This is a genomic window from Mesorhizobium sp. YL-MeA3-2017 (assembly GCF_030814575.1).
Lineage (GTDB): Bacteria > Pseudomonadota > Alphaproteobacteria > Rhizobiales > Rhizobiaceae > Mesorhizobium > Mesorhizobium terrae.
Genome location: NZ_JAUSVH010000001.1, coordinates 460,760 through 480,080 on the forward strand (window position 1 = coordinate 460,760; position 19,321 = coordinate 480,080).

Genomic DNA, 19,321 nt, shown 5'->3' on the forward strand with positions numbered 1-19,321 from the left:
ACACTGTTGCAGAATGGTCCTGTGGGAACTGGCCAGCGGGGCGGGAATCCATCCCTACCCCGCTATCAACGAAATCAGGCCCGGAACGGTTGCCTCAGATGTTGGCGCCGCCGTCTATGGTGAAGGCCGAGCCGGTGACGAAACGGCTTTCCGGACCGGCAAGCCAGGCGACCAGGCTGGCGATTTCCGAGGCATCGCCGAAGCGCGGCGTTGCCATCTTCTGGCGCTGGTGTTCGGCATGTGGCCCGTTGGCAGGGTTCATATCGGTGTTGGTCGATCCGGGATTGACGATGTTGGCGGTGATGCCACGGGACCCGAGATCGCGCGCCAGCGCCTTGGTGAGCCCGACCAGCCCCGCCTTGCTCGCCGAATAGGCGGCAAGCCCCGGGTCCGACACGCGGTCGGCCAGGTTGGATGAAATCGAAATGATCGAGCCACCCTCGCCCATCAGCGCCGCAGCAGCCTTGGAGGCAACGAACGGCGCCCGCAGATTGACCTCGATCGTTTCGTCGAAATCGGCAAGCGAAAGCTCGCCCACCGGAGCCGCGCGCCAGATGCCGGCGCTGTTGACCAGGATATCCAGCCGGCCGAGCGCGCCGGCCGCTTCCTTGACCGAACGTTCGACCGCCTCGGCGTCGCGATTGTCGGCCTTGATCGCGACGGCGCGACGCCCACTCGCCTTGATCTCCTTGACCACGGCTTCGGCCTTGTCGGCGCCGTTGACATAAGTAATCGCCACGTCCGCGCCTTCGGCCGCAAGCCTGCGGGCGATCGCCGCGCCGATGCCCCTGCTGCCGCCGGTCACTAGCGCTGCCTTGCCCTGCAAATTGGTGGAAGTCATCGATATTCCTTTCTGTATCAATCGATACATAAACATCTGGCGATGTTGCGCAGCGCCGTCAAGACATTTATGTATTGATCAACACAGAAAGGAAGACCCCATGGCCGACCGCGGACGTCCACGCAGTTTCGATCGCACCGCCGCCCTCGGGCGGGCGATGGAGGTGTTCTGGACGAAAGGTTACGAAGGCGCGTCGCTGAGCGACCTGACCACGGCGATGGGCATCAATTCGCCCAGCCTCTACGCCGCCTTCGGCAGCAAGGAAGCGCTCTTTCTCGAGGCCACCGACCACTACAACAAGGTGGTCGGCACCGAGATATGGCAAGCGATCGAGAGCGCCCCGACGGCGCGGGCCGCCATGGCCGGCTTCCTTGGCGCGACGGTCGACGCCTATTCGCGCACGGATTGCCCGCAGGGCTGCCTCATCGCGCTGAGCGCGCTGCACCGAGATTCCACCTCCGGCGCGATCTGCACCGACCTGCGCCGCCGGCGCGCCGCCAATGTCGATGCCTTGCGCGGACGCTTCCTGCGCAGCGTCGCCGTAGGCGATCTGCCGGCGGGATTTGACTGCGAAGCGGCGGCGCTGTTCTACGCCACCGCCCAGCACGGCATGTCGATTATCGCGCGCGACGGCGCCTCGCGTGAGGAACTGGCGGCGGTTGCGGATTGCGCCATGGCGGCCTTCCAGCCCCTGGTCGAGAAAGCACGGGCCAAGGGCGATCGCCACGCGTGACAAACGCGCTGCCGTATGCTGGAAATCCCCGCAACGATGTTTCGAAATTGACAGAAGACCTGCGGAGGAATGCCGTGAAGAAGGGCTTTCGCCAGATGCTGGACGAGGCCAATGCCGAGATCGAGGCGGTGTCGCCCGATCAGGCGGCGGCGTTGCTCGAGGACGACGGCACCATCTTCGTCGATCTGCGCGACCCGCGCGAGGTCGAGCAGAACGGCCGCATCCCTGGCGCCAAGCATTGCCCGCGTGGCATGCTGGAATTCTGGATCGATCCGGAAAGCCCCTATCACAAGCCCTATTTCGCCTCGGGCAAGAGCTTCGTCTTCTTCTGTGCCGGCGGCTGGCGCTCGGCGCTCGCCACCAAGACCGCGCAGGATATGGGCCTGGCGCCGGTCAAGCACATATTGGGCGGCTTCACCGCATGGAAAGACGCCGGCCTGCCGGTCGAACTGGCCGAAGCCAAGAAATAGAGCCGGCCTGTTCGAGCTTAGTGCACCAATTCGGGTTTGACGCGCTCAGCCGCGAAAGCGATCGACCTCTGCACCACGCCGGGATCGGCGAGGATGCGGCGGTGGCCGAGCCCTTCCGCCCGGTGCAGCCGGACATGGTCGCCAGCGCTGGCGTAAAGTTCGGCGTGGCGCATCGAAACCTCGCGATCGTCCGGCGCGTGGATAACCAGCGTCGGCAGCGGCGTCGTGGCCAGTTGCCGGTCGCCCTGGAATTCCGAGAGCGGTCGCCCGGAAAGCCTCTCCACCTCGCCGGCCATGACCCGCTGCGAGCGCGGACCGACATTGAGCATGCGGCTGAACTCGGCGAACAGGTCCGGGATCGAGCAAGGAGCCGCGATCAGCACCAGCCTGTCGGTGCCGACCGGCAGGAACCCCTTGACCGAGCCGACGGCCGCGTTGGTCGCCACGGCGCCGCCGAAGGAATGGCCGACGGTGGCGACGAAAGGGCCAAACCAGTCGCCGGCCAACCGTGTCGCCTCGACGGCATTGATCATGTTGAGCCTGCGGCCGCTGGAAGCGCCGTGCCCCGGCAGATCGAGCGAGACCACCCTGTAGCCGTCGCGCAAAAATCCTTCGATGAGCGCGCGCATATATTCGGTGCGCGAGCGCCAGCCATGGATGACGAGAACCGTCCCACGCGCCGCCTTGCCTGGCTCCGGGCGAAATTCGTGCACGGCGACGCAGCCTGCCTTGGTCTTCAGCCGATGATGGCGTGCCTCGGCCATGAAATCGGCCGCGCGTTCGACAGCGCGGCGCTCATTGTCAGTCGGCTTATTGACGTTTGGCGTGCGGCAGAACAATTGGAAGGCGATACGGCCCGCGAAACCGGGCGCGATACGCTCACCAACGCCGAACATGCCCCGGATGACCTTCAAACCAAATGATGCCATAGTGGCGATCCACCATATTAGTTCAATGATGAACATGTTAGTTCAAGAATGAACAAAAAACAAGACTTGCCTTGGGACAATCCGCGATTCCGCAACTGGATCGCTCTGGTGCGCGCCGAAAAGGCCGTGGTGGCGGCGCTGACCAAGGCGCTGCAGCCGCTGGATCTGAAGCTGGCGCAGCTCGACATGCTGATGAACCTCTACCGGCATCCCGGCATGTCGCAGCACGATCTCGCTCGCAAATTGCTGGTGGGACGCTCCAACATCACCATGCTGTTGCCGCAACTGGAAACGCGCGGCCTGGTCCAACGCGAGAACGATGCCAAGGACAAGCGGGTGATGCGGCTCACCCTCACCGACAGCGGCGAGGCGCTGCTGATGGAGGCCCTGGCGATCTACAACGGACTGATCGAACAGGTGATGTCGCAGTCGTCGCCGGCCGAATGCGACCGCATGGGCGCCATGATGCAGCGCATCACCGAAGCCATGAAGGTGGAATAGCAGCGCCTGCTATCGCAGCGCGGCCCGGCAAAGCCTCACCACATCGACTTCTTAGCCCGCTCCGGCCATTCCTTGTCGTAGGTCTCGCCGTCGATGCCCTTGCGGCTGGTCACTTCGAGGATCTGGCCGGGGGTCGGCAGGCTTTTCGGGTCGACGTGTTTTTCCGGGTTCCACAATTCCGAGCGGTGAATGGCGCGGGCGCACTGGAAATAGACCTTTTCGACCGCGACCACCGTCACCGACCGTGCAGGTTTTCCTTCGACCGTGAACGACGCGCACAGTTCGGGATCGATGGATATTTCAGCGCGGCCGTTGACGCGCAGCGTGGTGCCCGAGCCCGGCACCAGGAACAGCAGGGCGACGCGCGGGTCGCGGATGATGTTCTTCAGCGAATCGGCGCGATTGTTGCCGCGCCGGTCAGGCATCATCAGCGTTCTTGCATCATGGATGCGCACGAAGCCGGCGAGGTCACCGCGCGGCGAACAATCCAACCCCTCCGGCCCGACAGTGGCCAGCGCCACGAAGGGCGAGGCTTCGATGAAGGCGGCGTATTCGGGAATGATATGGTCGAGTTCCTTCACCAGCGAAGCCTCGCCGGGAAGCCCGTAAAGCGCTTCGAGTTGTTCGACGGTCTCTATTTTCGACATCGCCCTCATCCTTGCTGCCCGCCGGCTAACGCAACCATGTAACAGTTTGACGACGAAGCCCGGCTAACGCATCGGCCCGAAAATCGGAATCGATTTTCGGTAAGCACGATGCGCAAATTCAAAGTGTTAGAGCGTCCTTTGCGCGTCCGAATGGACGCGCGGCGCTCTAACGATCCCGGCTCAGTCCCTTTTCCGACAATTCGTCCAGATACCCCTGCCACCGGCTGTCCATTTCGTGGCCCAGCGTATGCAGGTAGTTCCAGGTGAAGATGCCGGTGTCGTGGAAATCGTCGAAAGTGATGCGCACCGCATAATTGCCAACCGGCTCGATCTTGAGGATGGCCACGTCGCGCTTGCCGGGCACCGTCACCCGTTGCTCTGGCGAATGGCCCTGCACCTCGGCCGACGGCGACAGCACCCGCAGCAGTTCGGCCGGCAGTTCAAACGGCCGGTGGTCCGGAAAAGTCACCGTCAGCAGCCTGCGGTCCTTCGAGACCCTCAATTCCTTTGGTGCCGACATCGTGACTTCCTTTGCGATAATTCGCCTTCCTACGCCGCATGACCGCTCTTGGGAAAGCTGTTTCGCGCATTCGACACATTGTGTCGTTCCCCGCATCGGACGAAAAGCCAAGATCGGCGATCTTGAACGACAAGCAACTTCGTATCACATAGATGGTTATAGCGGGCCGCGCTTCGGCTCCGAGTAACGGAACTGCCGCATGAACATGATCGACCCGTTCGGTCGCACCATCAGCTATCTGCGCGTGTCGGTCACCGACCGCTGCGATTTCCGTTGCGTCTACTGCATGGCCGAGGACATGGCCTTCCTGCCGAAGAAAGACCTTCTGACGCTGGAAGAACTCGACCGGCTCTGCACCGTCTTCATCGAGAAGGGCGTGCGCAAGCTGCGCCTGACCGGCGGCGAGCCGCTGGTGCGCAAGAACATCATGCACCTGGTGCGCGAACTGTCGCGCCATCTGAAGAGCGGCGCCCTCGAAGAACTGACCCTGACCACCAACGGCTCGCAGCTTGCCCGTTTCGCCGGCGAATTGGCCGATTGCGGCGTGCGGCGCATCAACGTGTCGCTGGACACGCTCGATGCCGACAAGTTCCATTCCATCACGCGCTGGGGTCATCTCGACAAGGTGATGGCCGGCATCGATGCCGCCCAGGCCGCCGGCCTCGAAGTCAAGCTGAACGCGGTCGCGCTGAAGGGCTTCAACGACGTAGAGATACCGCAGATGCTGCGTTGGGCGCATGGCCGCGGCATGGACCTGACGCTGATCGAGACCATGCCGATGGGCGAGATCGAGGCTGACCGCACCGACCAGTATCTGCCATTGTCGCTGGTGCGCGCAGAACTGGAGCGCAGCTTCACGCTCAACGACATTGCCTACAAGACCGGCGGCCCGGCACGTTATGTCGAGGTCGCCGAAACCGGCGGCCGGCTCGGCTTCATCACGCCGATGACGCATAATTTCTGCGAAAGCTGCAACCGCGTCCGGCTGACCTGCACCGGCACGCTTTATATGTGCCTAGGCCAGGAGGATGCCGCCGACCTGCGCGCGCCGCTGCGCGCTTCCGAGGGCAACGAGCTGGTTTCGAATGCCATCGACGAGGCGATCGGCCGCAAGCCGAAGGGCCACGATTTCATCATCGACCGCCGCAGCAGCCGGCCGGCCGTGGCCCGCCACATGAGCGTCACCGGGGGCTGATCGGCCGATCGTGGCCGAACCGCTCCAAGACGACCAATTCCGACACGGAAGCGGAGTTTTCCGAACAACTTCCTGGTGCTGGCCCAGCGCTTGACCGTTGCAGTTTCGCGCGTCGGTGGTACGGCTTTGCTCGAACGCCTGACAGGAAACGCCCTTGCCTCTCTCGCCCAACCTCCGTGGCGCGCTCTACATGGTTGTGGCGATGGTCGGCTTTGCCTTCAACGACGCCATCACCAAACACGCCTCGGCCTCGATGAACATGGCGCAGGTCATGCTGGTGCGCGGCGTCTTCGCTTCCGCACTGATCGCGGTGCTGGCCTGGCGGCGCGGCGCGCTCGCCGCTCCGCATCTGGTGCTGCACCCGCTGGTTGCCCTGCGCGCGCTGGCCGAGGCCGGCGGCACGGTGAGTTTTCTCCTCGCACTCGTCCACCTGCCGCTCGCCAATGTCTCGGCGGTGATGCAGGCGCTGCCGCTCGCCGTCACCATGGGCGCTGCCCTGGTCTTCGGCGAGGGCGTCGGCTGGCGCCGCTGGCTCGCCATCCTGATCGGCTTTCTCGGCGTGCTGGTTGTCGTGCGCCCGGGTTTCGAGGGTTTCAGCGTCTATTCGCTACTGGCGCTGGCCAGCGTCGCCTGCTGCGCCGTGCGCGACCTCGTCACCCGCAAGATCCCGGTCGAGATCCCGACCATGCTGGTCTCCACCTCCACGGCGGTCGTCATCACCCTGCTCGGCGGCGTCCTGCTTGCCCCCATGGGTGGCTGGACGCCGATGACGACGGCAGATCTTGTGTTGCTCGTGCTTGCCGCCGGCCTGTTGCTGATCGGCTATCAGTTCGTCATCCTGTCGATGCGCGCCGGCGACATCTCCTTCATCGCCCCCTATCGCTACACGGCGCTGCTGTGGTCGCTGCTGCTCGGTCTCCTCGTCTTCGGCGATGTTCCCGATGCGACCATGCTGGCCGGTTCGGCCATCGTCGTCGCCTCCGGCCTCTACACGCTCTATCGCGAGCGTGTCGCCGGCAAGCACCGCATTGCCGCCGAAAGCACTGGACCGGCCATGGAGCCGGACGGCATATAGGCTGAAGGCGGGTGGCGGCTGGAATGCAGTCCGCCGCGGCAGGGGAGATCGATACGATGAATGCGGAGATTGCGGGCGTTATCCTGGCCGGAGGCCTGTCGAGCCGCATGGGCGGCGGCGACAAGGGCCTGTTGCCGCTCGCCCGCCACTCCGTGCTCGAGCGCGTCACGGCGCGGCTCAAGCCCCAGGTCGGCCGCTTCGCCCTCAACGCCAATGGCGACCCGGCCCGCTTCGCGGATTTCGACGCTCCCATCCTGCCCGACAGCGTCGCCGGTTTTCCGGGCCCCCTCGCCGGCGTGCTGACCGGCCTGGAATGGGCGGCGGCCGAGACCAACTGCCGCGCGATCGTCACCGTCGCCGCTGACACGCCGTTCTTCCCCGAAACCTTGGTCGTCGGCCTGAGCGAAGCCGCCGCGGAGGCCGGAACCATTGCCATGGCGCGCTCGTCCGGCCGGCCGCACCCGACCTTTGCACTGTGGCCGCTGGCGCTGCGCGAGCCGCTGCGGCATTTCCTGGTCGAGGAAGGCAACCGGCGAGTGCTGTCCTTCATCGAACGCCACCGCTTCGTCGAGGTCGAATTCCCGCTGGCGCCGTTGCGCCACGGCACGCTCGACCCGTTCTTCAACATCAACACACCCGCCGACCTCGTGGAGGCGGAGCGTATCCTGCAAGAGCTTCCGGCATGAACAACCGCGTCTTCGGCATCACCGGCTGGAAGAATTCCGGCAAGACGACCCTGACCGAGAAGCTTGTAGCCGAACTGGTGCGGCGCGGCCGGCGCGTCTCCACCGTCAAGCACGCCCACCACGAATTCGACATCGACAAGGAAGGCGCCGATTCGTTCCGCCATCGCCAGGCCGGCGCCACCGAAGTCGCCATCGTTTCGGGGCGGCGCTGGGCGTTGATGCACGAATTGCGCGGCGAGGACGAGCCGAAGCTTTCCGATATACTGGCGAGGCTGGCGCCGGCCGACATCGTCATCGTCGAAGGCTACAAGCGCGAAAGCCATCTGAAGATCGAGGCGCGCCGGCTGGAGGCCAAGGACTGCGCACCGCTGGCGCCGTCGGACCCCAGCATCGTCGCCGTCGCCGCCGACCATCCGCAAGCCGGCGAGACGCTGCCTGTCTTCGATTTGAACGACGTCGCCGCGATAGCCGACTTCGTCGAACGGCAGACGGGTCTGGCCGCCTGAAAGACGTCCGCCGGCCGGCAAGCTTCCCCTGCGATATGCCTAAAACTCACGTAATTTTGCCGAGGCTGAAAAGCTTTGTCGGCGGTTTTGCAGTTGCTTTCACTTGCGAAAAAGTTCCACTATCCGGCCAGCGGGCGATAAGAAACTCGCCCCAACGAGCCGTTGTCAGAACGGCCGAGACCAACAGAGAGGATCATCATGCGTATTGCAATGCGTATCGCGCTCGCCACGTCGGCCATGGTGCTGGCCCTTGGCGCAGCCCAGGCCCAGGAGAAGGTCGTCAAGATCGGCACCGAAGGCGCCTACCCCCCCTTCAACAACCTCACCTCCGACGGCAAGCTCGTCGGTTTCGACATCGACATCGCCCAGGCGCTCTGCGACGAGATGAAGGTGAAGTGCGAATTCATCGCCCAGGACTGGGATGGCATCATCCCGGCGCTGCAGGCCGGCAAGTTCGACGCCATCGTCGCCTCCATGTCGATCACCCCGGAACGCAAGGAAAAGGTCGACTTCTCCAACAAGTACTACAACACGCCCTCGGCCCTCGCGGTGCCGAAGGACAGCACGGTCAAGGGCGTGGCTAAGGCAGATCTCGCCGGCAAGTCGGTCGGCGTGCAGTCCTCGACCACCCATTTCAACTACGCCTCGAAGACCTATACCGATTCGACGGTGAAGCCTTACCCGACCGCGCAGGAGTATCAGCTCGACCTCGCCAATGGCCGCCTCGACGCGGTCGAGGACGACATTGTGGTGCTCAGCCAGTGGCTGGCGACGCCGGATGGCGCCTGCTGCAAGCTGCTCGGCCAGCCCTCGCCACAGCCCCCCGAAATCTTCGGCGAAGGCGCCGGCATCGCCGTGCGCAAGGGCGACACCGAACTCAAGGACAAGCTGAACGCCGCCATCAAGGCCATCCGCGCCAATGGCAAATACAAGGAAATCAACGCCAAGTACTTCAAGTTCGACGTCTACGGTTCGGAATCCTAAGACTTATTGTTGAAACGGCGAAAGGCGGGAATTTCCCGCCTTTCTTGCCAGATCAAGCCGTGTCATGGGGACGAACACGGCATGTCTAACGAGGATGGGGACAGGCGGGCGCATGGAAAGCGTATGGACGCTTCTTAGCTGGGGACCAGATGGCTGGTCCAAACAAATCGCCTATGGCGTTCTGATCACGATCTCGCTTGCGGCGGCTACCTTGCCCGTCGGTCTCGTCATCGGCTTCCTCATTGCCCTGGCCAAACAATCCAAGGACCCGTCGCTGCGGCTGGCCGGCAATGTCTACACCACCATCTTCCGCGGCCTGCCGGAACTGTTGACCCTGTTCCTGGTCTTCTTCGGCGCCCAGATCGCGCTGCAGAAGCTGGTCCAGTTGTTCGACCCCACCGGCACCGTCGAGGTGAACGCCTTCGTCTCCGGCATGATCGCGCTCGGCGTCGTCTTCTCGTCTTACGCCAGCGAAGTTTTCCTCTCCGCCTTCCGCGCCATTCCCAAGGGGCAGTATGAAGGCGGTTTCGCGGTAGGCCTCACCAGCGGCCAGACCATGCGTCTCGTGGTGCTGCCACAATTGATCCGTATCGCCCTGCCCGGCCTCGCCAATCTGTGGCTGATCCTGCTCAAGGACACCGCGCTGGTGTCCGCCGTCGGCCTCCCCGACATTCTGCGCCAGGCAGGCGTCGCCGCGCGTGTCACCAAGCACGCCTTCCTGTTCTTCGGTTATGCGGCGCTGATCTATCTCGTGCTCGCCATCATCTCCTCCTTCGGCATCAACGCCATTGAGCGCGCCGTCGGTCGCCGGGAGGCAAATCGATGAGCACCGCAACAGCCATCGTCGAAAAACCGGCGGAGCCGGCGCCCGGCTGGACCAAGGCCCGCATCACCGGCCATGTGCTCCTGGCGCTATGGGCGCTGCTTGGCCTCGGTCTCGTCTGGTTCCTTGTCGCGTCATGGAACCCGGAGCTGATCAAGAAATACGGGCCGAGCTATCTGTCGGGCATCGAAGTCACGCTGACCCTGGTCGCGATATCGATCGTCCTTGGCGCGCTGCTGTCCATTCCGATCACCTATGCGCGCATGTCGAAGAACCCGATCCTCTCTGGCTTCGCCTACGCCTATGTCTATTTCTTCCGCGGCACGCCGCTGCTCGCCCAGACCTTCCTTATCTATTACGGTCTCGGCTCCTTCCGTCCGCAGCTTGAGATGGTCGGACTGTGGAGTTTCTTCCGCGATGCTTTCAACTGCGCGATCTTCGCCTTTTCGCTGAACACCGCCGCCTATCAGGCCGAAATCCTGCGCGGCGCCATCGAAAGCGTGCCAAAGGGCCAGTGGGAAGGCGCGTCTTCGCTGGGGCTGCACAAGCTGCAGACGCTGCGCAAGATCATCCTGCCGCAGGCTCTGATCGTGGCGCTGCGCCCCTATGGCAACGAAGTCATCCTGATGATCAAGGGTTCGGCCATCGTCGCCATCATCACCGTCTACGACCTGATGGGCATCACCCGCCTGACCTATTCGCGCACCTTCGACTTCCAGGCCTATATCTGGGCGGCCATCTTCTATCTCATCATGGTCGAGGCGCTGCGGCATTGCATCGAATGGATCGAGCGGCGCATCACCCGCCATCTGCATCGCTGACCCGGCCGCGTTTGCCGGCTGGACCAAGCCATGAATTGCCCAAGCGCGCCGCAATCGGCTAGAGCGCCGCGCGTCCATTCGGACGCGCAAAGGACGCTCCAGCACTTTGAAGCTGCGCATCGTGCTTACCGAAAATCGATTCCGATTTTCGGGCCGATGCGCTAAGACTGCCGCCGCAGCGATTTGAAGGGATTTTCGGCATGGCAGCGGTGGCATATCTGGGTCTCGGCGTGATGGGCTATCCGATGGCCGGGCACCTGAAGAACAAGGGCGGCCACGACGTCACCGTCTATAACCGCACCACCGCCAAGGCCGAGAAGTGGGCCGCCCAGCATGGCGGCAATGTCGCCCTCACCCCGAGACAGGCCGCCGAAGGCAAGGACTTCGTCTTTTCCTGCGTCGGCAACGACGACGACCTGCGTTCCATCACCATCGGGCCCGACGGCGCCTTCCATGCCATGAAGAAGGGCTCCGTCTTCATCGACAATACGACGGCGTCCGCCGAAGTCGCGCGTGAGCTCGCCGCCGAAGCCGAGAAGCGCGGCTTTTCCTTCCTCGACGCGCCGGTTTCGGGCGGCCAGGCCGGTGCCGAAAACGGCGTGCTCACCGTCATGGTCGGCGGCGCCGAGGATGTTTTCGAGCGGGCCAGCCCGGTCATTTCCGCCTTCGCGCGCATGGTCGGGCTGATGGGTCCGGCCGGTGCCGGCCAGCTCACCAAGATGATCAACCAGATCTGTATCGCCGGCCTGGTCCAGGGCCTCGCCGAAGGCATCCACTTCGGCAAGAAGGCCGGGCTCGACATCGAAAAGGTCGTCGAGGTCATCTCCAAGGGGGCGGCCGGTTCCTGGCAGATGGAAAACCGCCACAAGACGATGAATGCCGGCAAATATGATTTCGGCTTCGCCGTGGACTGGATGCGCAAGGATCTGGGCATCTGCCTGGCCGAAGCGGACAACAATGGCGCGCGCCTGCCGGTCACCGCACTGGTCGACCAGTTCTACAAGGATGTGCAGGCGATGGGCGGCAGCCGCTGGGACACCTCCTCGCTGCTTGCCCGCCTGGAGAAATAGCATGCGCCGGGCGCCGTTCCTGCTGTCGGCGCTCCTCATCGCATCCGGTCCCGCCGGCGCTGACCCGCAGAAGACCGCGGCCGACTATGTCCGCGGTCAAATAGTGCGCTGCTGGATTGTTCCCGCCGATGCTTCCGGCATCGGTGCCGTCATCATTCGGCTGAAACTCGACCGCAAGGGACTGGTCCGGGAAACGCCGGAACTGGCCGGCCACGAGGCAACCGTCCGCATCCAACTCGACGACAACGGCACGGTTGTCGGCCCCCCTCGGATCGTCGCGACGCCACAGGACAAGAAACGCGCGGCCCTTGTTCAAAGCGCGATACGGGCCATCCGGAAATGCTCGCCTTTTCCGAAACTGGTTGAATTGGCGCCATACGACAGCTGGAAAGAGATGACGATTACCTTCGACCCATCGAAGCCCCTTTGAAAAGCTTATCCGGGAAAGCCATGACAGATCCTCTTTCTCCCGCCTCGACCGCAGCCGAAATCCTCGCTCATCTGCATACGCTCGCCTCGGAGGAAAAACGCCAGGGCATGCAGCGTTTCGGCATCAGGATCGAGCGGTCGCTCGGTATTCCGCACGGTCCCCAGCGCGACATTGCCAGGAAGATCAAACGCAATCACGAGCGGGCTTTCGAGCTATGGGAAAGCGGTATCGTCGAAGCGCAGTTCATTGCCTGCTCAACTGTCGACCCGAAGCGCTTTTCCATAGATGACGCAAGGGCTTGGGCCGAGACTTTCGATTCCTGGGATGTTGTCGACGGCGTTACCAGCCTGTTCGTCGACACCGACCACTGGCAGCCGCTGATCGCCGAATTCGCGGCCGACGAGCGCGAATTCGTTCGCCGCGCCGCTTTCGCGATGATTGCCTGGGCGTCGGTGCACCGCAAGAAGGAGCCGGACGCCACCTTCGAGGCTTTTCTGCCGTTGATCGAGGCGCATGCGGGAGATCCCCGCAACTTCGTCAAGAAGGCCGTCAACTGGGCCCTGCGCGAGATCGGCAAGCGCCGGATGGCGCTGCATGGCCCGGCACTTGCCACGGCCGAGAAGCTGGCCGCTTCTCCCGACAAGACCGCACGCTGGATCGGCAAGGACGCCGTGCGCGAATTGACCAATCCGAAGACGCTGGAGAGGCTGGCCAGGCGCAGCTAGACCGGCTTGCTCAACGTCGCGCTTTCGCGCGACGCCGAGTCACAGAACGGTTAGACGCCTCAGGCCGCGTTGGATCCGGACTCGCGATCCAGGATCATGTAGTCGAGCGGCATTTCGGTGGTGAACTTGATCTGCTCCATCGCAAACACCGAAGACACGTCGCGGATCTCGATCTTGGCGATCAGCCGCTTGTAGAAGGCGTCGTAGGCGGCGATATCGGGCACCACCACACGCAGAAGATAGTCGACGTCGCCGCTCATGCGGTAGAACTCGACCACCTCCGCAAACTCCTGGATCACTTCCGAAAAACGCCGCAGCCATTCATGGCTGTGCGAATTGGTACGGATCGAGACGAACACCGTCACCCGGGCGTTGATCTTTTCAGGGTCCAGCACCGCGACACGGCGCTGGATGACGCCCTCTTCCTCGAGCTTCTGGATACGGCGCCAGCAGGGCGTCGTCGAGAGCCCGACCTTCTTGGCAACGTCCGCGACCGCCAGCGTTGCGTCCTCCTGCAACAGGCGGAGGATTTTTCTATCGAGACGATCCATTTTCGGCTCCCAGGGAAAATATTTCCCCATATTCCCTCTTATTTCCGTCACAAACAAGAAAGGAATTCTGCCGCATCGCAACAAAACGAGTGATAATTTGCGTCATCCGGGGTTAATTCGAGAGCGTATTTCCGATCTCAGGAAAGGCAGCAACTCTATTTCGAACCAGGGATTCTGCTTCAGCCAGCCAGTGTTGCGCCAGGAAGGATGTGGCAGTGGCAGCACTTTCGGGCCAGAACGACTGTCCCAGACGGCGCGCCAATCCCGTACCGTCTCGGTCAGCGATCCCCGGCGGGCCGTGCCCATGTGCCAGCCCTGCGCATAGATGCCGATGGTCAGCACGATCTCGATCTGCGGCATCAGCGCCATCAGCGGCGCCCGCCAGGCCGGCGCGCATTCCTTGCGCGGCGGCAGGTCGGCGCCCTTGGCATCCTGGCCGGGGAAGCAAAAACCCATCGGCACGATGGCGAATTTGTCGGCGTCGTAGAATTCTTCCGACGTGACGCCCAGCCAGGTACGCAGTCGGTCGCCGGAAGCGTCGGTGAACGGCAATCCGGAAAGATGCACCTTGGTGCCCGGCGCCTGGCCGGCGAGCATGATGCGCGCCGACGACGACGGTATCAACACCGGGCGCGGCTCGTGCGGCAACGGCTTTCCAAGCGGCGCGTCCACGCAGATGCGGCAGGCGCGCACCGCCTCGGTCAGGCGCTCCAGTTCGGTGCTGAGCATAGACCCTGCCTCAGGCGGCGGCGCTTGGCCGGCTGGAAACGGCCTGATGCCAGCGCCGCACATGCGTGCAGTCTTCCGGCATCTGGATACGGGCCGGTTTCATGAAATCCACCGCCACCAGCCCGGTGATGTCGGCGATGGTGTAACTGTCGCCGGCGATGAATTCGCGGCTCGCCAGTTCCTTGTCCAGAATGTGCAGGAACTCGACCGCTTTCGGCTTGTTGGCCTCGCCCCATTCGGGGATTTGCGGCACCTCCCATTCCTTCATGGCCGGGTGGATATGGCGAAAGGCCTGCGCAACCGGCAGGAACAGATTGAACTCCATGCGCCGCTGCCACATCTCGACCAGCGCCTTGCCGAGCGCGCCTGTACCGAACAGTGCCGGCTCCGGATGCAATTCCTCGAAATAGCGGCAGATGGCGACCGTCTCAGTAAGCACGGTGCCGTCGTCCAGTTCCAGCACCGGCAGCCGCCGCAGCGGGTTGCGCGATGTCACCGCCTCGTTCCTATGTTCCATCGCGCCCATGTCGACCGGCGTCAGCGGCACGCTCAGGCCCTTCTCGGCCAGGAAGATGCGCACCCGGCGCGGGTTGGGCGCGCGTCCGCCATCGAACAGTTTCATCGCCGGCTCCCGGGATTGTTTGAATTGCCCGGCCAACCATAGAGGCGGGTTCACCAGAAGCGAAGCATTTCTCTCAGCCAATCGCCAACGCTGGCGAGCGCCCCGTGCTGCGGCTCGCTGGCGCCGTCATGGGCACGGCGCCAGTCACGCGGCTCCTGGAAACTGCCGGCCCACACGCCGGCGCGGGCGCCACGCGCGGCGGCCTCTTCCTGCTCGAAATCGCCAAAGGCGATCGCCCAGCCCGCCTTCACCAGCGCCGCGTTCAGGTCGACGCCGCCGGCCGTGCAATCGCCCAGCATCCGGCCATAGCGATCGCGCTGCCAGCCCTGGCAGGACACCGGTTGCCCGCCAATCAGCTTCACCAGCGCCTGCCGCGCCAGCTTGCCGCAGGCATAGTCGGCGCCGTCCTTGTTGCAGGTCTGCATGTATTCGGGCGCGTCGATGCCACGCAGGCGGATGCGCTCGGCGCCCAGCGTGATCGTGTCGCCGTCATTGACGATGGCAGCGCCGCTTTCCTGCTTGGTCGCCACCCGGTCGAGCCGCGCCGCCACCAATGCCAGCAGACCAAGCAAAATCACGGCCAGCGCGTAATCGAGCAGCTTGCGCCACGGGCCGCGCGGACGCGGCTGAAAATGCCGCCGTCCAGGCCTTTGCGACCATGTTCGACTCATATGGCAAACAGTCTCTTAATGATTTCGCCTTAGCGTCCAGTCTGGAGCCGCTGCCTGCGACGATTGAAGTTTCATGCCATTGTTAAGCTCGACCACGGCGGACAAGAACATTGTGGACCGCAGCAAGCCGCATCGCAACAGCGATGTCGCGCGCGCTGTGCGGCGTACGCGCGACCGCCTTTCCCAGCAGGCCGGCAATCCCGATTTCGACCGCGAACTTTTGAAATTGCACGCGCGCGCGATGGTCAACGGCGCGGCGGTCGTGCCGCTTCTGGTGCTGACCATTGCCATCGCCGGCGTCCTTTCCGGCATGAATTCCGAGGCGCTGGTGTGGGCGCTCGCCACCATGGGCTGCTATGCCGGCCTCGGCATCATCGCGCGCCGCGTCAACCGCACCGAAGCCGCCGACATCCGGCAAACATCGACCCGTAACGCATTCCTGGCCGCGCATTTCCTCAGCGGCCTCGGCTGGGCCTATTTCGCCACGCTGGGCTGCGGCGGCTGCGTGCTCGACCAGTTCCAGGTTATCAAGGCCGTCATCCTTTTGATGGCGATGGCCGCCACCGCCATCATGGCTTCGTCGCTGCGCGGCGCGCTTCTCGCCACCTTTGCAATTCCCGTCGCCGTCTATGCCTATGTCGGCTCGCATGGCTGGATGCCGGCCGAGCCGATCATGGTGACGCTCTTGGTCGCCGCCCTGCCCTTCTTCGCTTATGTGGCGCACCATCTGCACCGGTCCTCGGTGATGCTGCTGTCGTTCCGCACGGAGAAGGATGCGCTGATCGCCGAACTGGAGACCGCCAAGTCGATGTCCGACGAGGCACGCCGCCGCGCCGAGGAGGCCAACCTCGCCAAGTCGCGTTTTCTCGCCTCGATGAGCCACGAATTGCGCACGCCGCTCAACGCCATCCTTGGTTTCTCCGAGGTGATGGCCAATGAGGTGCTGGGTCCGATGGGCAACGACACCTACAAGACCTATGCAGGCGACGTTCACGATTCCGGCCGCCACCTGCTCGATCTCATCAACGAGATCCTCGACCTGTCGCGCATTGAAGCCGGCCGCTATCAGCTCAACGAGGAGCCGGTGACGCTTCTGGCGGTCGTCGAGGACTGCTGCCACATGATGGAGCTGAGGGCCCGCAACAAGGATATCCGCATCATCGAGGAATTCGAGCGCCAGCTGCCGCGGCTGTTCGCCGACGAGCGCGCCGTGCGCCAGATCACGCTCAACCTGCTCTCCAATGCCGTCAAATTCACGCCAACCGGCGGCGAGGTGCGCGTGCGCGTCGGCTGGACGGCGGGCGGCGGCCAATATGTCTCGATCAGGGACAACGGCCCCGGCATCCCGGCCGACGAGATTCCCGTCGTGCTCTCCGCCTTCGGCCAGGGCTCCATTGCCATCAAGAGCGCCGAGCAGGGCACCGGCCTCGGCCTGCCCATCGTGCAGGGCCTGATGGCCATGCATGGCGGCGAGTTTGAGCTACACTCCAAGCTGCGCGAAGGCACCGAGGCGATCGCCATCTTCCCGCCCACCCGGGTGATGGAAAAGCTGCCGGCGCTGCCGACCAAGATCGCCGCCGCCGGACGGCGCCGCTGAGCCAATAATTTTTCTAGGGTCAAAGCTCAGAATTGATCGTTTGTGCGTGCGCGGTCACGCGCCCATAATTCCTTTCAAGAGACGCAGACAGGTCCCCTCCGGCGCGCATGGGCGCGCCGTTCGTCTCTTCACGACCAACCCGCAAGGAAACCACGAATGACCCGATTTTTGTCGCGCCGGCGGCTACTCGCCGCCGGTTTGCTCGCGGCTCCCATCTACGCTGCCGTCAAGATGAACAACTTCTCCCGAGATGCCCGCGCCGCCCACGGCAAGGAGGGTCGACTGCCGGTGGAAAAGCAGCCGCTGGCCGCGGTGGAGATCCGCCCAGACCTCAATGAAATTTTTGGCAAGGCCGGAACCGTCGGCGCTTTCGTTGCCCTGCAGGGCGACCGGCTGGTGGGCAGCGACCTGCATCTGATCCGCGAACCCCGCCTGCCGGCCTCCAGCTTCAAGGTCGCCCATTCGATCATCGCATTCGAGACCGGCGTCGTATCCGACCCCGACAAGGACATCCTCGCATGGGACGGCGTCGAGCGCAGCTTTCCCGACTGGAACAAGGACCAGACCCTGCGTTCGGCCATCGCCGCCTCCGCAGTGCCCGCCTACCAGCAGATCGCGCGGCGCATCGGCACTGAGCGCATGCAGGCCTATATGGACCTTCTCGACTACGGCAATCGCGACATCGGCGGCGGCATCGACCGGTTCTGGTTGAGCGGACAACTGCGCGTCAGCCCGGTAGAGCAAATTGCCTTCCTGGAGCGCCTGCAACGCCGCGCCCTACCGGTTTCCAGGCGCAGCCAGGATCTGGCGGTCGATGTGATGACCGTCACCAAGGCAGGCGAAGGCGCGATCCGGGTCAAGAGCGGCCTGGTCGGCGTCGATGACAGGAACGGTCTCGACAAGGCAACCGCCGGCTGGCTGATCGGCTTTGCCGGGAAAGGCGGTGTCGAGGTGCCATTCGCGCTTTACCTCGAGGTCCGCGAGGCACGCCACATCGGCGACCGCACGAAACTCGCCATCGAATGCCTGTCGAGGATCGAGGCGGTCTGAAATCCGTCGTAGCGAGTTCTGGCCAGCCGCGTCCCAAGTGGCGCGCCGGCCTTTGCTCAGTTGCGGATCGCCGCCGCCATGCCGGAACTGGTCAACGCCGCCGCCTTGACCAGGCCGGCTGCCAGCGCCGCGCCGTAACCTTCGCCGTGACCGACACCGAGGTCGAGAAGCGGCTTCAGCCCCAGCCGTTCTGCCGCCTTCTTGTGCGCTGGTTCCGGCGAAAGACCGGCAAGCAGGCAATGGTCGAGCGCTGCCGGATTGGCCGCGTGCAGAACCGCCGCCGCAGCGATGGCGGCTAAGCCGTCGAGCAGCACGGGCACCTTTTGGACGCGCGCCGCCAGGATGGCGCCGGCCAGCGCCGCGAACTCGCGCCCGCCGACACGCCGCAAAGCCTCCAACGGGTCCTTGAGGTTCGAGCCGTGAAAAGCCAAAGCCGCATCCACGGCGGCCACTTTTCGCGCCTGCATGGCGGCATCCGCGCCGGATCCCGGTCCGACCCAGTCCGCACCATTGCCACCCAGCACTGCGGCCAGAAGGGCGGCGGCCACGGTCGAATTGCCGACGCCGATGTCGCCGAGACAAAGCAGATCGGTGCCGCCGGCCGTCGCTTCCATGCCGAAGGCCATGGTGGCGGCGCAGCCGCGCTCGTCCAGCGCCGCTTCTTCGGTGATGTCGCCGGTCGGAATATGCAGCGCGAGGTCGAACACCTTGAGGCCGAGATCATAGGCGATGCAGGCCTGGTTCACCGCCGCACCGCCGGCGGCGCACAGTTCCACGGCATTCGCCGTTGCCGCCACCGGGCGTGGCGACACACCCCGGCGCATGATGCCGTGATTGCCGGCGAAGACCGCGACCAGCGGCCGGTTGACCGCCGGCGGCGCCTTGCCGCTCCAGGCGGCCAGCCAGGCCGCGACATCCTCGATGCGGCCGAGCGAACCCGCCGGCTTGTCCGCCTTGGCGAACAGGGCGCGCACACGCTCGCCAGCCGCCGCGTCGGCCGGCGGCAGGTTGGCGATCAGCTCGCGGAAATCGTCGAAGGGCAATGCGCTGGTCATGGCAAGTTCCTGCTTGGGCCGGCCGGCAATAGCCGCCCCGCCCGCCCGGCACAACCGCGCGGCCATGAAAACGACCCGGTTTGGCGTAAA

The 19,321-nt window shown here is 64.2% G+C and carries 24 protein-coding genes; 15 read left to right on the forward strand and 9 right to left on the reverse strand.

From position 1 onward, the window contains the following. Positions 1 to 94: 94 nt before the first annotated feature. Positions 95 to 841, reverse strand: a complete 747-nt coding sequence (locus QFZ88_RS02085) for an SDR family NAD(P)-dependent oxidoreductase (RefSeq protein ID WP_024925118.1) — start codon at positions 839 to 841, stop codon at positions 95 to 97. Positions 842 to 941: 100 nt separating this feature from the next. Here QFZ88_RS02085 and QFZ88_RS02090 point away from each other — a divergent pair, with 100 nt between their 5' ends. Further along, a complete protein-coding gene (locus QFZ88_RS02090) occupies positions 942 to 1,574 on the forward strand; it encodes a TetR/AcrR family transcriptional regulator (RefSeq protein ID WP_024925117.1) in 633 nt (210 codons plus the stop codon). A 74-nt stretch (positions 1,575 to 1,648) separates the two neighbouring features. Then, positions 1,649 to 2,044, forward strand: a complete 396-nt coding sequence (locus QFZ88_RS02095; RefSeq protein WP_024925116.1) for a rhodanese-like domain-containing protein — start codon at positions 1,649 to 1,651, stop codon at positions 2,042 to 2,044. Between the two features lie 17 nt (positions 2,045 to 2,061). On the opposite strand, the gene QFZ88_RS02100 is transcribed toward QFZ88_RS02095, so the two are convergent. Further along, positions 2,062 to 2,973 carry an alpha/beta hydrolase gene (locus QFZ88_RS02100; protein WP_024925115.1) on the reverse strand — a complete coding sequence of 304 codons (912 nt, stop codon included), beginning with the start codon at positions 2,971 to 2,973 and terminating at the stop codon, positions 2,062 to 2,064. A 48-nt stretch (positions 2,974 to 3,021) separates the two neighbouring features. On the opposite strand from QFZ88_RS02100, the gene QFZ88_RS02105 reads away from it, so the two are divergent. Continuing rightward, positions 3,022 to 3,474 (forward strand): MarR family winged helix-turn-helix transcriptional regulator, encoded by a 453-nt coding sequence (locus tag QFZ88_RS02105; RefSeq protein ID WP_024925114.1) that lies wholly within the window; start codon positions 3,022 to 3,024, stop codon positions 3,472 to 3,474. Positions 3,475 to 3,509: 35 nt separating this feature from the next. On the opposite strand, the gene QFZ88_RS02110 is transcribed toward QFZ88_RS02105, so the two are convergent. Further along, a complete protein-coding gene (locus QFZ88_RS02110) occupies positions 3,510 to 4,121 on the reverse strand; it encodes a pyridoxamine 5'-phosphate oxidase family protein (RefSeq protein ID WP_024925113.1) in 612 nt (203 codons plus the stop codon). Between the two features lie 166 nt (positions 4,122 to 4,287). After that, positions 4,288 to 4,641: a gamma-butyrobetaine hydroxylase-like domain-containing protein gene (locus QFZ88_RS02115; RefSeq protein WP_024925112.1), complete on the reverse strand. Its 354-nt coding sequence runs from the start codon at positions 4,639 to 4,641 to the stop codon at positions 4,288 to 4,290. Positions 4,642 to 4,840: 199 nt separating this feature from the next. Between QFZ88_RS02115 and moaA the strand changes: the two genes are divergently transcribed. The 10 genes from moaA (at position 4,841) to QFZ88_RS02165 (ending at position 12,956) form a co-directional block, all read left to right on the forward strand. Beyond that, complete coding sequence (gene moaA, locus QFZ88_RS02120) at positions 4,841 to 5,836, forward strand: GTP 3',8-cyclase MoaA (protein ID WP_024925111.1); 996 nt, start codon at positions 4,841 to 4,843, stop codon at positions 5,834 to 5,836. Positions 5,837 to 5,990: 154 nt separating this feature from the next. Beyond that, a complete protein-coding gene (locus QFZ88_RS02125) occupies positions 5,991 to 6,911 on the forward strand; it encodes a DMT family transporter (RefSeq protein WP_024925110.1) in 921 nt (306 codons plus the stop codon). A 56-nt stretch (positions 6,912 to 6,967) separates the two neighbouring features. Beyond that, on the forward strand, positions 6,968 to 7,597 hold the full coding sequence (mobA, locus tag QFZ88_RS02130; RefSeq protein ID WP_024925109.1) for a molybdenum cofactor guanylyltransferase MobA: 630 nt from the start codon (positions 6,968 to 6,970) through the stop codon (positions 7,595 to 7,597). Further along, positions 7,594 to 8,103 carry a molybdopterin-guanine dinucleotide biosynthesis protein B gene (gene mobB, locus QFZ88_RS02135; protein WP_024925108.1) on the forward strand — a complete coding sequence of 170 codons (510 nt, stop codon included), beginning with the start codon at positions 7,594 to 7,596 and terminating at the stop codon, positions 8,101 to 8,103. The genes mobA and mobB overlap by 4 nt, the downstream gene beginning before the upstream one ends. A 198-nt stretch (positions 8,104 to 8,301) precedes the next feature. Then, entirely contained in the window at positions 8,302 to 9,087 is a 786-nt protein-coding gene (locus tag QFZ88_RS02140; protein WP_024925107.1) for an ABC transporter substrate-binding protein, read from the forward strand. Between the two features lie 112 nt (positions 9,088 to 9,199). Then, positions 9,200 to 9,913, forward strand: coding sequence for an ABC transporter permease (locus QFZ88_RS02145; protein ID WP_024925106.1), 714 nt, complete (start codon positions 9,200 to 9,202; stop codon positions 9,911 to 9,913). Continuing rightward, positions 9,910 to 10,731 carry an ABC transporter permease gene (locus QFZ88_RS02150; RefSeq protein WP_024925105.1) on the forward strand — a complete coding sequence of 274 codons (822 nt, stop codon included), beginning with the start codon at positions 9,910 to 9,912 and terminating at the stop codon, positions 10,729 to 10,731. The genes QFZ88_RS02145 and QFZ88_RS02150 overlap by 4 nt, the downstream gene beginning before the upstream one ends. Before the next feature lie 200 nt (positions 10,732 to 10,931). Further along, positions 10,932 to 11,801, forward strand: a complete 870-nt coding sequence (locus QFZ88_RS02155; protein WP_024925104.1) for an NAD(P)-dependent oxidoreductase — start codon at positions 10,932 to 10,934, stop codon at positions 11,799 to 11,801. A gap of 1 nt (position 11,802) precedes the next feature. Further along, the gene (locus QFZ88_RS02160) at positions 11,803 to 12,231 is read left to right on the forward strand and encodes a cell envelope integrity protein TolA (protein ID WP_024925103.1); all 429 of its coding nucleotides are present in this window, start codon (positions 11,803 to 11,805) and stop codon (positions 12,229 to 12,231) included. Positions 12,232 to 12,251: 20 nt separating this feature from the next. Next, complete coding sequence (locus QFZ88_RS02165) at positions 12,252 to 12,956, forward strand: DNA alkylation repair protein (protein WP_024925102.1); 705 nt, start codon at positions 12,252 to 12,254, stop codon at positions 12,954 to 12,956. A gap of 59 nt (positions 12,957 to 13,015) precedes the next feature. Here QFZ88_RS02165 and QFZ88_RS02170 read toward each other — a convergent pair whose 3' ends face one another. The 4 genes from QFZ88_RS02170 to QFZ88_RS02185 all read right to left on the reverse strand — a co-directional run bounded on the left by QFZ88_RS02170 (position 13,016) and on the right by QFZ88_RS02185 (position 15,529). Next, entirely contained in the window at positions 13,016 to 13,507 is a 492-nt protein-coding gene (locus tag QFZ88_RS02170) for an Lrp/AsnC family transcriptional regulator (RefSeq protein ID WP_024925101.1), read from the reverse strand. Between the two features lie 102 nt (positions 13,508 to 13,609). Then, complete coding sequence (locus QFZ88_RS02175; RefSeq protein WP_024925100.1) at positions 13,610 to 14,236, reverse strand: uracil-DNA glycosylase family protein; 627 nt, start codon at positions 14,234 to 14,236, stop codon at positions 13,610 to 13,612. 10 nt (positions 14,237 to 14,246) lie between these two features. Further along, positions 14,247 to 14,858: a glutathione S-transferase gene (locus tag QFZ88_RS02180; protein WP_024925099.1), complete on the reverse strand. Its 612-nt coding sequence runs from the start codon at positions 14,856 to 14,858 to the stop codon at positions 14,247 to 14,249. A gap of 50 nt (positions 14,859 to 14,908) precedes the next feature. Next, complete coding sequence (locus tag QFZ88_RS02185; RefSeq protein ID WP_024925098.1) at positions 14,909 to 15,529, reverse strand: thermonuclease family protein; 621 nt, start codon at positions 15,527 to 15,529, stop codon at positions 14,909 to 14,911. 73 nt (positions 15,530 to 15,602) lie between these two features. On the opposite strand from QFZ88_RS02185, the gene QFZ88_RS02190 reads away from it, so the two are divergent. Then, entirely contained in the window at positions 15,603 to 17,126 is a 1,524-nt protein-coding gene (locus QFZ88_RS02190; RefSeq protein WP_024925097.1) for a sensor histidine kinase, read from the forward strand. Between the two features lie 156 nt (positions 17,127 to 17,282). Further along, positions 17,283 to 18,176, forward strand: coding sequence for a penicillin-binding transpeptidase domain-containing protein (locus tag QFZ88_RS02195; protein ID WP_024925096.1), 894 nt, complete (start codon positions 17,283 to 17,285; stop codon positions 18,174 to 18,176). Between the two features lie 56 nt (positions 18,177 to 18,232). On the opposite strand, the gene QFZ88_RS02200 is transcribed toward QFZ88_RS02195, so the two are convergent. Beyond that, positions 18,233 to 19,231: a nicotinate-nucleotide--dimethylbenzimidazole phosphoribosyltransferase gene (locus QFZ88_RS02200; protein ID WP_024925095.1), complete on the reverse strand. Its 999-nt coding sequence runs from the start codon at positions 19,229 to 19,231 to the stop codon at positions 18,233 to 18,235. Positions 19,232 to 19,321: the final 90 nt, after the last annotated feature.